The sequence below is a fragment of the Parasphingopyxis sp. genome, from assembly GCF_052168275.1.
GTDB lineage: Bacteria > Pseudomonadota > Alphaproteobacteria > Sphingomonadales > Sphingomonadaceae > Parasphingopyxis.
On sequence record NZ_JBQLZM010000105.1, the window covers coordinates 1 to 12,207 of the forward strand.

Consider the following 12,207-nt stretch of genomic DNA (forward strand, 5'->3'; position numbering starts at 1 on the left):
GCTGGAGCGGATGGAGGAAATCGAGATTGCCGTCCGCATAGTTGAGGATCGGATAGTAGATGAAGCCCCTGCCCTCGTCGCGCATCAGCAGCTCATAGGCATATTCGGGGCCGGTCATCCCCGCCGCCTCGGCCCGCGCCGCGACGCTCTCCTCCGCGGTAGGCTCATAGTCGAAGCCGTCCATCATCTCGAACTGTACCGGCCAGCCATTGGCGATCACCACGAGCAGCGGCAGCAGGTCCGGATTGGCTTCGCTGAAATCCGATTCCTCCGCGATCATCCGCTCGCGGAAATCGTGATCCTTCAGTTTTGCGAGTTTCTCCTCCCAAGGCAGCTCGGCGATTTCCTTCCACGCCGGCTTGAACAGGAAAGGATGGACGGTGCCCTGCCAAGCCATGATGATCCCGTTGCCGCGCAGCGCGATCTGGGCGACGATATTCGCGCCCTTCGCATTCTCCTCGGCGGTCGCTGCGATCTGCTCGTCGAGCGACATTTCCTTGGCGATCGACTGCAGCGCGGCGAAGGTGACGGGAAGCCCGGTCTCGCGGGAAAGGTCGCCCATCCAGCCGAATTCGTCCCATTCCCGCTTCATGTCGGAGGCCATTTCGAAAACCCCGTAACCCACACGTCCCATCGCGCGGCCGATCCCGATCAGTTCCTCCTTGGTCGCCGTCGTGCCCGGCACCAGTTCGCCGTCGACATCGCGGTGCAGGATCGTGCGCGACGTCGAAAAGCCGAGCGCGCCGGCGCGTAGCCCTTCCTCAACGATCGCCGACATCCGCTCGATATCCTCGTCGGTCGGCACCGCGCCCGGCTTTTCACGATCGCCGAGCACATAAGCGCGGATCGCGCCGTGCGGCACGTGCGTCGCGACATCGACGGTGCGCGGCATTTCCTCGAGCGCATCGAGATATTCGGGGAAGCTTTCCCAGTTCCACGTCATACCCTCGGCGAGAGCGGTGCCCGGGATATCCTCGACGCCTTCCATCAGGCCGATCAGCCAGTCATGCTTGTCGGGCTTGGCGGGCGCGAAGCCGACGCCGCAATTGCCCATCACGACCGTCGTCACGCCGTGCCAGGAGGAGGGCGCCATCTCGTCGTCCCAGGTGGCCTGGCCGTCATAATGGGTGTGGATATCGACGAAACCGGGTGCGACCACCTTGCCCGCGGCATCGATCTCCTCGCGTCCCGGCTCGCTCACGTCGCCGATCTGCGTGATCAGATCGCCATCGACCGCGATATCGGCGGTGAAGGGTTCGCCGCCCAGCCCGTCGACGACCATGCCGTTCCGGATGACCAAGTCGTGCATCAAAGTCTCTCCCGATTTTTTTGCTTTACGTGAACGTTAGCAGAAAAGCGCCGACGCTGCTACGCTGTCAAAATGGAGAATGAATTCAGCTGGAGCCCGGAACCGGAAAGCGGCATCGCGATGCGCTGGATCGAGGCGAACGGCCAGCGTTTCGAGCTGGCCGAGGCCGGAGCTACGGAAAATGGTGGCGACCGGCTCGCGCTCTGCCTGCACGGCTTTCCCGAACTCCATTACAGCTGGCGCCACCAGATGCCGCTGCTCGCCGAGCTCGGCTATCGCGTATGGGCGCCGAACCTGCGCGGCTATGGCGGGTCGAGCCGGCCGGACGGGATGAAAGCCTATCGCCTCGAAAATCTCGTCGCCGATGTCGCCGGCCTGATCGACGCGAGCGGCGCGACGGAGGTGACGCTGATCGCGCATGACTGGGGCGCGATCATCGCCTGGCAGTTCGCCATCCAGCAGATCCGCCCGCTCCATCGGCTCGTGATCATGAACGTGCCGCATCCGCTGTGCGCCCGGCGCGAACTGAAGCATTGGCGGCAGCTGCGAAAAAGCTGGTACATGTTCTTCTTCCAGATCCCGCGGCTGCCCGAACGGATGCTGGGCCGCAACGGGGCCGCCCCGATCGCACGAATCTTCCGCGAATCCGCCGTCAACAAACACCTCTTCTCGCGCGAAATCGTCGAGCCCTATCGAACCGCCGCCGCCCGGCCCGGCGCGCTTACCGCGATGATCAACTATTACCGGGCGCTGTTCCGGACGCCCGATGTCCGGCAGATCGGCGACGGCACGGTTTCGGTGCCCACGCTGATATTGTGGGGCGAACAGGACCTCGCGATCGACATCCACTGCCTCGACGGAACGGATCAGTATGTGCCCGACCTGACCGTGCGGCGCTTCCCCGATGCGTCGCACTGGGTGCAGCAGGATGTGCCCGACCAGGTCAACGCCGAACTGCGCGCCTGGCTGACGCGCTAGCCGCGCGCGGCAATCATCTCTTCGATCGCGACGAACTTTTCGCGCGGGGAACCCTCGCGGGCGCGCCCGGCCTCGGCCTCCTCGATCTTCTTCCAGTCGCGGAAGGTGACGACGTCGACATCGCGCTCGGCGAGCAGCGCATCGAGCCCCGCCCGCCCCTTCTTGCCGCCGCCCTCGCCGATATCCTCGGCGATCAGGTCGACGACCGCATAGCCGTCCGGCCGGTTGGTGCCGATCGTGCCCGTCGGGCCGCGCTTGGCCCAGCCGACGCAATAGAGGCCCGGCATGATCCGGCCCTCGTCATTGGCGAACCGGCCCCGGCCATGCTCGAACGGAACGCCTTCGATCGGCGGCGTGCGATAGCCGATACAGGTCACGACCAGCGAAGCGGGGATCGTGTACGTCTCGCCCGTGCCCCGGCTGCGAAGCTCGGCATCGAGTTCGGTCCGCTCGACGACGACGCGTTCGACCTTGCCGTCGCCCTCGATCCGCACCGGCGCGGCGAAGAAATCGAAATCGATCTCGATGCTCTTGTCGGCGCGGAAGGATTCGGGGATCGCGGCGAATTCGCGCAGGAAGGTCACCGATTTGCGCATTCCGGGCTCGAGCAGCGCATCCGCGCCCTCCTCCGGCAGGTCGTCGGGGTCTACCCGCGGCGCCGCGCGTTCCAGCCGGCCGAGTTCGCCCAGTTCCTTGGGCGTCATCGCGATCTGGTGCGGCCCGCGCCGGCCGAGCAGGGTGACATGCTCGGTCTTCGCCCGCTCGAGCTGCTCATAGGCGTGGAGCACGATATCCGAACCGGCGAACTCGTCGGGCGTCTTCGACAATACCCGCGCCACATCGAGTGCGACATTGCCATTGCCGATCACCACGACATGCGTGCCGTCGAGCGGCGGATCGGCCTCGGCGAAATCGGGATGACCGTTATACCAGCCGACAAAGGCGGCGCTGCCGAACACGCCGGGCAGGTCCGCGCCCGGGATGTCCAGCGGGCGGTCGAGCGGCGCGCCCGTCGCCAGGATCACCGCGTCGTAGAACTCCTGCAGTTCCTCGATGCTGACCTGTGTGCCGATCGTGAGGTTGCCGACGAAGCGGACATTCTCGGACAGCGCGACCTTCTCATAGCGCCGCGCGACATTCTTGATCGACTGGTGATCGGGCGCGACGCCGAACCGGATCAGTCCGTAAGGGACGGGAAGCCGATCGATCATGTCGACGCATACATCGTCCCCGAACAGCTTCTGCGCGGCCTCGGCCGAATAATAGCCTGCCGGCCCGGAACCGATAATCGCGATATGCCGCATGTCCAGTCAGTCCCTCCGCTCGATATATGGCGGGATGCTAACGGGCTTTGCGGGCGAGGCAAGCAAAAGGGGCATGCGGCCTGTTGGCCACATGCCCCGCCCCCCAATGGTCCCGGCTCGCGCTACTGCGCGACCGGTGCCTGTGCGGCAACTCCGCCGAGCTGGGCCACCAGGTCGGTATAGGCATCGAGATAGGCGGCCGCGACGACCTGGCCGATCTCGGTATTTTCATACGTTCCGACGCCGAGACCGCCGCCGAGGCTGCCGAAGATCCCGCCGCCGCCGAACAGGCCGGCCGAAAAGCCGGTATCGGTCTGGCGGTGATAGCCTTCGGTCAAACGTAGCGTCTCCGTGGTCCGCGCGTTGACGAGCGTCAGCGAAACGTTTGCTTCCTTGCGCCGGGTGTTGATGCCGAGGCCGGTGCCGCCGAGCGTGCTGCCGAAGATGCCGCCAAAGGCACCGCCGATATTGAAACCGCCGGAATCGCGGTTCGTCGCGATGATGTCCGGGATGATGAAGAAGTCGGCGGCCCGCACCTGCCCGCCGCCGAAATTCGATCCGGCCTGCAGGTCGCCATTGTCGGCAAGCGCGCGTTCCAGATTCCGGCTCCTGAGACCGCGGCCGCGATCGACGATCGTAAAGCAGCCTGACCGCAGCACGAGCAGGTTGATCACGGCTTCCGGACTGTCGAGATCGTAACGCTGCCACCAGTTGTCGTCCGGCTCGACGATCGAGATGGCACCGATCGGCCGGGCGCAGGTCGGCAGTTCGGCCCGCTGACTGTGCGATCCGCGGTCCGCCGATGCCGGAGCGGCCGCCATGGTCACGGCGGCTATGGCGGCGATTGAAGCGATGGTCTTCCACATGATTCAGTCTCCTTTAATTTTCCGGTTCCTATTCTCAGACCCGTATCGAACCGTTCCGCAGGGTGGTTATCGCCGGAAAGACAGGCACGAGCAGTGACTCGGATCACGGTTTTCGAGAGAGGGATCGCCCATAAGAAAGGCCGAAAATCTTGATATTTTCGCGCATTACAGCTAGTCGGAACTTCGTTGGGGAGAAAAAAATGCAGATCAGGATCGGCGCCAGGAGCGTTGCAGCAGCGGTTTTCGTGACTGCTCTGGCCGCGCAGCCAGTGGCGGCATTTCAGTTCGGCGGGATCTTGGGCGGTCGCTCGTCCAGTTCCAGCGACGATACCAATCATTGCGATACGGCGGGCGAGTCGGCCGGCCGGTCGATCATCGGCGGACTGCTGGGCAGCGCGGCGCGGTCGATCGGCATTCCGACCTTCGTGCCGTCCACCCAGTTCGCCGATACGCTGGCCACCGAAATCGCCTGCCGGCTGAGTCCGGAAGAGCAGGAAAAGGCGGCAGCGGCGACCGCCGAAGTCACGCGCAGCGGCGAGATCGGTTCGACCGCCGAATGGACCAGCGATACCCGCGACGGCGTGCGCGGGCGATCGACGGTAACCGGCCGCAGCCAGCGGGCCGGCGGCGGCGACTGCCTGCAGGTGACCGACGTCGTCATCGTCGATGGCGAGGAAACCACCGTGCCCAAGACGATGTGCCGCGTTCCGCCGCAAACGCGGTATGTGCTGGCGGCGTAAATCGTGAAGCGTTTCCGGTCCTATCTCGCGCTCGGCGCCGCCATGCTCTGCGCCGGCGCGGCGCCCGGCGCGCAATCGGAGAATCGTAATCCGACCTGTCCGGCCTCGCCCAACTGGGCGGCCAACCAGGTCATGACCCTGACGCCGCTCGATCGCGGCGGCCAGCGCGTCCTGCTCGCCGAGGGCATGATCACCGCGGGCCTCGCCAACCGGCTGCGCGACGCGCTGAACGCCGACGACGAGATTTCCGAAATCTGGCTGCGCTCGCCCGGCGGCGACGCCTATGCCGGCAACGAAGCCGGCCGGATGCTGCGCACCGAATTCCCCGGCATCGTGACCCGGATCCCGTCGGGCTGGGCGTGTTTCTCCGCCTGCAATTTCGTGTTCATGGGCGGCATGGTGCGGATCGTCGAACCCGAGGGCCAGTTCATGGTCCATATGTTCACCCACACCGGCAATCGCGACGCGATCCGCCAGGAAGTGGAGGCGGGAACCGATAATACGGTCGCGTTGATCGGGGAGATCGAGCAGTCGAGCGCCCAGCTCGCGACCGAGGACAACGATTTCCTGATCCGCATGGGGGTTTCGCGGCGGCTGCTCAGCGAAGTCATGTATGCGACCCAGGCGGTCGGCGACGGCGAAACGCGCCGCTGCCTGACCCAGGACGAGGCGTACGATTATAACGTCGCCAATGTCCGCGAATAGCCGCGCCCCGTTCTGCCGGAAGTGATTGCCGCGCGGGCTGCCCGTGCTAAAGGGCGCGGGAAATGACCGACCTTTCCAAAATCCGCAACTTCTCGATCATCGCGCATATCGACCATGGGAAGTCGACCCTGGCCGACCGCCTTATTCAGCAAACCGGCGGTTTGTCTGAACGCGAAATGTCCGAGCAGGTGCTCGACAATATGGATATCGAGCGCGAGCGCGGGATCACGATCAAGGCCCAGACCGTCCGCCTCCATTACACCGCGCAGGACGGCGAGACCTACGAACTGAGCCTGATGGACACGCCCGGCCATGTCGACTTCGCCTATGAGGTCTCGCGCAGCCTCGCCGCCTGCGAGGGCGCGCTGCTCGTCGTCGACGCCGCCCAGGGCGTCGAGGCGCAAACGCTCGCGAACGTGTACCAGTCGATCGAGCATGATCACGAGATCGTCCCCGTCATCAACAAGATCGACCTCCCCGCCGCCGACCCCGAAAAGGTCCGCGCCGAGATCGAGGACATCATCGGCATCCCGGCCGCTGGCGATTGGAAAGACGGGGGGGCGGTCCTCGCCAGCGCCAAGACCGGCGAGGGCATCGAAGACATACTCGAAGCGCTCGTCCAGCGCATCCCGCCCCCCACCGGCGACCGCGACGCGCCGCTCAAGGCCATGCTCGTCGACTCCTGGTACGACCCCTATCTCGGCGTCGTCATCCTCGTCCGCGTGATCGACGGCGTCCTCAAAAAGGGCCTCCACATCAAGTTCATGCAGAACGGCACGCAGCATCTGGTGGACCGGGTCGGCTGCATGCGCCCCAAGATCGAGCAGCTCGAAGAACTCGGCCCCGGCGAGATCGGCTTCATCACCGCGCAGATCAAAGAGGTCGCGGACACCGCGGTCGGCGACACGATCACGACGGTCAAGAACCCCGCCCCGACCCCGCTTCCCGGCTACAAGGAAGTCCAGTCGGTCGTCTTTTGCGGCCTGTTCCCGGTCGACGCGGCGGATTTCGAGAAGCTGCGCGAATCGATCTCCAAGCTGCGCCTCAACGATGCGAGCTTCACCTTCGAGATGGAGACGAGCGCGGCGCTCGGCCAGGGCTTCCGCGCCGGCTTTCTCGGCCTGTTGCATCTCGAGATCATCCAGGAACGGCTGACCCGCGAATACGATCTCGACCTGATCACGACCGCGCCGTCCGTGGTCTACAAGCTGACCATGACCCATTCGACAGGCTCAGGGCAGTCGGACGTAATAGAGTTGCACAACCCCGCCGATATGCCGGACCCGACCAAGATCGCGCGGATCGAGGAGCCCTGGATCAAGGCGACGGTCTACGTCCCCGACGAGTATCTGGGTCCGATCCTCAAGCTCTGCCAGGACCGGCGCGGCATCCAGAAGCAGCTGACCTATGTGGGCGGCCGCGCCCAGCTCGTCTACGAACTGCCGCTCAACGAGGTGGTGTTCGATTTCTACGACCGGCTGAAGAGCATCAGCCGCGGCTATGCCTCATTCGATTACGAGGCGATCGGCCATCGCGAGGGCGATCTCGTCAAGATGAACATCCTCGTCAACAACGAGCCGGTCGACGCGCTCAGCATGATCGTCCACCGCGCCGCCGCCGAAACCCGCGGCCGCCACATGTGCGAACGGCTGAAGGACCTGATCCCGCGCCATTTGTTCAAGATCCCCATCCAGGCCGCGATCGGCGGCAAGGTCATCGCCCGCGAGACGATCGGCGCGATGCGCAAGGACGTGACCGCGAAATGCTATGGCGGGGATATCACGCGGAAGAAGAAGCTGCTCGAGAAGCAGAAAAAGGGGAAGGCGAAGATGCGGGAGTACGGCAATGTGTCGATCCCTCAGGAAGCGTTTATCGCTGCGCTCAAAATGGGCGAAGAATAACCCCTGATCCGCTCACCCTGAGCCTGTCGAAGGGTCGCTCCGTCTTGTCGACGGCAATGCGGAAGGACAGGGCGTCCGCAGACACCGCCCAAACCCCGCTCACCGCATCGCATTGCTGATCGTGTTGAAGACATCGGCAAGGTTCAGGCCCAGCGACGTAAAGGCGAGGATGGCGGCCAGCGATATCAGCGCCGCGATCAACCCATATTCAATCGCCGTCGCCCCGCGCTCGTCGTGAAGGAATCGCCCCGTCATCGCGCAAACTCCTGTGAGGAAACAGGAATTTAGCGGCCCAGGCGTTACCGGGGCGTTAAGGAAGTGGTCGGAATGGATGCGTTTCGCGGGCGGCGGAGGGCTGGAATGTAAGCTTCCAGCAGGAGGCGTTCGTCGCCGCCCCAAGATAGGCGAGGAAGGCTAGTCACTCAGGCTTGTCCGCTGTAGCCTTGGTGAAGTCGGGAAGGCTTTCATCGCTGCGCTCAAGATGGGGAACGAGGGCTAGTTCGGTCCAGAGGGTTTGTTCTCTGAGTTGCGCGAAAAAGCTTATGCGGCCGGACAGTAACTTTGGCTGAATTGGAAAGGCGCGTATACCGTATTCGGACGTTGGGGTAGAAAGGAACAGAAAATGAAACCTCGGGACCGAGCAAAAGCCGCACTATCAGAACTCGAACAGGCAATATTAGATTATCTCGGCACGAGGCCTACGGGCGCGATAAATAACGAAATCGCGCGAGAACTGAATCTAGAAACCGATTTCGAAGGTCGCCAAAAGAACTATCTGACATATTCTGTATTGGGCGGATTATTGCAGCGTGGACTCGTAGCACGTAAGATTGACGGCAATCGGAAGGCCTTTGTAATAACAGTAGAAGAGAGTGATACTACCCTTTGATTGAAACCTGCATCACCGATGAAAATTTGATGAGGCGATGGTATGCTAAGAAGACGCTCAACTCCAATGACGCAGGCAGTGGCCGATGAAATTCGCCGTTTGAAGAACGAAGAAAATCTCTACAATCATCAGATTGCTGCACGCTTAAACATTAACCAAGGTAGGGTTTCCGAGGTTTTGACAGGCAAAAGATTTCCTGAAATCAAACCCGATCAACGCGATTTATTTGATTGATCATTTTATCTTATCGGCCTCTTGGTAATTAGCGAAACCCAACGATTATATTCGTCTGATTGGTCGGCAGGTTTGTTCTCTAACGCCATAATAGCAGTTCGAATCCGCTCGACACGTACATCTTCATCAAGATCATCAAGATATCGGTAGATCGACAAGATCATTGCGCTCTTGGTCTTAGGAAGTTCTGACTTCATACCGATTGAAATTGCGATGTTGCGAAGATCGGCGTTAGTCGGCTTGGATGGACGTTGATCGAGATATTCCGCAAATGTTTGGGTCGTGGAGGTCAACTCGAGCTGTTTAACATTCGACTTGGTTTTCCGCTTCACTGGCTTACGCCGCGATTTTGATAGCTTTTGATTCTGTGCTTCCTCGGCGAATGAACGCGCAAGCTTTGATATCTCTTCGAACTGATCGGCTACGTATTGCCAGTCAGACTCAGAATGCTCCGCAACCAAACCAGCAATGTTTCTTACGAGCCGTTCCTTTTTCGTCGTCATAGCCCAATCCTCTGGTAAAATTCTCTGGCAAGCCGGGCAAGTTCATTCTTCTTTGTATCTCTAGCATTATTAGTCCAAAAAAGCGGTTGTCCCTTACGAGCACCGGCTGGATAAGAATCCGAATGACCAAGCTCGTGTTCAAAGATAGGAATATCAAATTCGGCCGCTATTCTTTTAACGAAACTCTTCGATTTTCTGTGCTCAGCTTTATCAGAGATATCATTAAAAATGATTCCCAATACGTCCGGGTATTTATCTGACGGATGATCCTTCTTAAATTCATCTATAGACTTGATTAAAAGTGGCAAGCCAATCGTTGATAGAAATTCAGGCTTTACTGGGACTGCAATGTAGTCAGCTGCATAATAAGCAGCCCAAGTAAGTATTGATTCTGTAGGAGAGCAATCCAAAGCTATAAGATCATAATCCCCACGAATATCGTCCAGATTGTCCCGTAAGATATGAGCGCGCTCGGTAGCTAAGCGAACGCTAAAAGCAAGCTCTAGGCGCGCAGGAATAAGATGAAGACAAGATCCATCGTCAAAGTCATTCACGTGTTGTATTAACTCGGAAATTTGGATGGGCGCCTTCCCTGGAACCCGCGGCTTGAATAGATCATCAATCGTTGGCTCGTTGGCATTCAGCAATTCTTCAAAACGCTCCACGCCCAATACATACTGACTGAGATTGAACTGAGGGTCGAGATCGACAAGAAGAACACGTAGATCACGACGAACCGCGCCATACCAGCCTAGATTGGCAGTGAGCGTGGACTTTCCCACTCCGCCTTTCATATTCATCATGGCGACGACAGTGGCTCGCCTCTGGCTTGATTCCGATTCCTCAGTTCGATCGGGTAGCGTAACAGTAAGCTCTTCCCGCTCCGCCCAATCAACGATAGAATCTGTGCTCCAGACCGGGCCGCTCTTCAGATTCGCAATCGGCGCTGGAAAGTCTTCCCGTCGCGACCGCCAGTTCGCTACGTTCTGCTTGGTTACGCCAAGCATATCGGCCACCTCGGCCAATCCCAAAAGCTCCATTAGCCCTAGCCCTCATCCGCATTCGTGAACAAAATCCACGCAAATCTGTGTACAGCGTTAAAGGACTCTTGACAACTTATTATGCCTGATTGTACGAAAAATGTGGAAGCGACCGGGACCCTAGAGTCCCGGTCGCAAACATGGTGATTTGCCTCTCGCCTCGACAGCTCAATGGCAAATCGCTCCTTTTCGAAAGGAGGTGCGTCATGTGGCAAATGACCCGGCTAGGCTGACATGCCCGGCGCGAGCTGGGCCACGCTCAGCACCTGCGCCATTTAGTCCCCATTTGAATTCAAGTCAAAGAAGGAGGCCAAAATGGCCAAAAGACCACCGTGGCACTCGGTTAAGGCGAGTGTCCATCACAACAACACGAACTGCAACACTGGCAATAATATTGAGCGCGAGAATCTCCGGTCAGGAACCGGCGGTAAACCGCTTTGCCGTGAATGCGCAAGCTTGCGGTAGATGTTGTCTGGGAGCGGTGGCTTAATCGTCACCGCTCCTATGCAGTTAACCGCCTCTCCCACTCCCGCCACGCCCGCTCCCTTGCGCTCAGCGCATCCTCGCTCTCCGGTCCGCGCGGCGTGCCACCCAGCGCACTCATGCTGCTGAGCGGCGTGCGCTCCAGACCCCAGGGCCAGGTCAGCGCCGGGTCGCCATGTTTCAGAAAGCCTTTGTGAATCGTCGCGCTCACTCCCCACCCTCCCCCCGCGCCCGGTCCGCGATCGCGCGCAGTTCGGCCTCGTGGCCGCTCTGGTCAAGCAGCTCCTCGCCGCGCTCGGCGGCCTGCCAGGCCTTGTCGCGGATGTCGGCGAGGATGTCGGTGAGCCGGGTGCGCGTGACCTCCTCGCCATCGGCATGGAGCCAGGGGCGGTCCGGATCGCGCTCGCCATTGGCGATGTCCATCAGGTCCTTCGCCCCGCCGCCGGCCTCGATCAGGACCTCGATATGGGTGAGCTGGCGCGCGTAGAAATCGGCGGCGTCGGTATCGCCGGCGCGCCGGTGTTCGCGCTCCATCTGCACGCGGTTGCCATAATGGGCGAGCATGATCACGAGCGCGCGCATGCGATCGGCCTCGCGCGCCTCCCAGTCCTCGCGCGCGCGGGTCTCCGGGGACCGGGTGCCCGCGCCGCCGGGCGCGCCGTAGCGGCCGGGCATCCGGTGCTGGAGCTGCCACATGGTCAGCCGTTCGTTGAAGGTGCGGCGCTCGGCGACCTGCTTGCCGTCATGCATGATCGGGATCGGGACGCCGTGGATCGCGCGGTCGAGCGCGGCGTCGGCGAGGACATGCGTGCCGAAATCGAGCGCCTTTTCCCAGGCGGCGCGGAAGCTCGCGGCGTCGGGATGGAGGCGGAGCTGATAGGCGCCTTCCTTGGCCATGTTGACGGCTTCGGCGGCGCGGGTGACCGAGCCGGTGCGCGCGAGCGCCTCGACAAAGCCGCGCTGCCGCTCGGGTGTCCAGCCGTCGTGGCGCCTGCTCTTGCGGGGGACGGGGGCGAAATCGAGCGCCGGGGCGAGATCGGCGAACGCGCCCTCGCCGAGATAGCCGGTCCGGCGGCAGCGATCGCAGATGACGGGCGTGCGGTTCTTCATGGCCCGGATACAGGGAAGCGAAAATCTCCAACATTGCAACATGCCAGTCGGAATGGCCGGTTAGAGCGGGGCGGCGGGATCGCTGTGCCGGATCTTCGCTTCGCTCGGGCGCGGGATTGGTTCGTCAGGCTCGGTCCGAACGGAC

General features: G+C 61.5%; 12 protein-coding genes. 5 read left to right on the forward strand and 7 right to left on the reverse strand.

The genetic code is table 11. From position 1 onward, the window contains the following. Positions 1 to 1,309, reverse strand: a 1,309-nt coding sequence (locus ACTS1X_RS09245) for an N-acyl-D-amino-acid deacylase family protein (protein WP_442614099.1), incomplete at its 3' end; no start/stop codon positions are given. Positions 1,310 to 1,381: 72 nt separating this feature from the next. Between ACTS1X_RS09245 and ACTS1X_RS09250 the strand changes: the two genes are divergently transcribed. After that, the gene (locus ACTS1X_RS09250) at positions 1,382 to 2,287 is read left to right on the forward strand and encodes an alpha/beta fold hydrolase (RefSeq protein WP_442614100.1); all 906 of its coding nucleotides are present in this window, start codon (positions 1,382 to 1,384) and stop codon (positions 2,285 to 2,287) included. Here ACTS1X_RS09250 and ACTS1X_RS09255 read toward each other — a convergent pair. Together ACTS1X_RS09255 and ACTS1X_RS09260 are read right to left on the reverse strand one after the other, a co-directional pair. Then, positions 2,284 to 3,591 (reverse strand): FAD-dependent oxidoreductase, encoded by a 1,308-nt coding sequence (locus ACTS1X_RS09255; protein WP_442614101.1) that lies wholly within the window; start codon positions 3,589 to 3,591, stop codon positions 2,284 to 2,286. The genes ACTS1X_RS09250 and ACTS1X_RS09255 overlap by 4 nt on opposite strands. Before the next feature lie 122 nt (positions 3,592 to 3,713). After that, a complete protein-coding gene (locus ACTS1X_RS09260) occupies positions 3,714 to 4,457 on the reverse strand; it encodes a CsgG/HfaB family protein (RefSeq protein WP_442614102.1) in 744 nt (247 codons plus the stop codon). Between the two features lie 200 nt (positions 4,458 to 4,657). Between ACTS1X_RS09260 and ACTS1X_RS09265 the strand changes: the two genes are divergently transcribed. The 3 genes from ACTS1X_RS09265 to lepA all read left to right on the forward strand — a co-directional run bounded on the left by ACTS1X_RS09265 (position 4,658) and on the right by lepA (position 7,803). Next, complete coding sequence (locus ACTS1X_RS09265; protein ID WP_442614103.1) at positions 4,658 to 5,197, forward strand: hypothetical protein; 540 nt, start codon at positions 4,658 to 4,660, stop codon at positions 5,195 to 5,197. Between the two features lie 3 nt (positions 5,198 to 5,200). Next, positions 5,201 to 5,902, forward strand: a complete 702-nt coding sequence (locus tag ACTS1X_RS09270) for a hypothetical protein (RefSeq protein ID WP_442614104.1) — start codon at positions 5,201 to 5,203, stop codon at positions 5,900 to 5,902. 62 nt (positions 5,903 to 5,964) lie between these two features. Next, the gene (gene lepA, locus ACTS1X_RS09275; RefSeq protein ID WP_442614105.1) at positions 5,965 to 7,803 is read left to right on the forward strand and encodes a translation elongation factor 4; all 1,839 of its coding nucleotides are present in this window, start codon (positions 5,965 to 5,967) and stop codon (positions 7,801 to 7,803) included. A 99-nt stretch (positions 7,804 to 7,902) separates the two neighbouring features. On the opposite strand, the gene ACTS1X_RS09280 is transcribed toward lepA, so the two are convergent. Continuing rightward, entirely contained in the window at positions 7,903 to 8,058 is a 156-nt protein-coding gene (locus ACTS1X_RS09280; protein WP_442614106.1) for a Flp family type IVb pilin, read from the reverse strand. 700 nt (positions 8,059 to 8,758) lie between these two features. On the opposite strand from ACTS1X_RS09280, the gene ACTS1X_RS09285 reads away from it, so the two are divergent. Then, positions 8,759 to 8,926, forward strand: a complete 168-nt coding sequence (locus tag ACTS1X_RS09285) for a hypothetical protein (RefSeq protein WP_442614107.1) — start codon at positions 8,759 to 8,761, stop codon at positions 8,924 to 8,926. A 5-nt stretch (positions 8,927 to 8,931) separates the two neighbouring features. Here ACTS1X_RS09285 and ACTS1X_RS09290 read toward each other — a convergent pair whose 3' ends face one another. The 3 genes from ACTS1X_RS09290 to ACTS1X_RS09300 all read right to left on the reverse strand — a co-directional run bounded on the left by ACTS1X_RS09290 (position 8,932) and on the right by ACTS1X_RS09300 (position 12,062). Then, positions 8,932 to 9,429 carry a hypothetical protein gene (locus tag ACTS1X_RS09290; protein ID WP_442614108.1) on the reverse strand — a complete coding sequence of 166 codons (498 nt, stop codon included), beginning with the start codon at positions 9,427 to 9,429 and terminating at the stop codon, positions 8,932 to 8,934. Next, the gene (locus ACTS1X_RS09295) at positions 9,426 to 10,469 is read right to left on the reverse strand and encodes an AAA family ATPase (RefSeq protein WP_442614109.1); all 1,044 of its coding nucleotides are present in this window, start codon (positions 10,467 to 10,469) and stop codon (positions 9,426 to 9,428) included. Before ACTS1X_RS09295 ends, ACTS1X_RS09290 begins: the two co-directional genes overlap by 4 nt. A 690-nt stretch (positions 10,470 to 11,159) precedes the next feature. After that, positions 11,160 to 12,062 carry a hypothetical protein gene (locus ACTS1X_RS09300; RefSeq protein WP_442614110.1) on the reverse strand — a complete coding sequence of 301 codons (903 nt, stop codon included), beginning with the start codon at positions 12,060 to 12,062 and terminating at the stop codon, positions 11,160 to 11,162. Positions 12,063 to 12,207 lie beyond the last annotated feature (145 nt).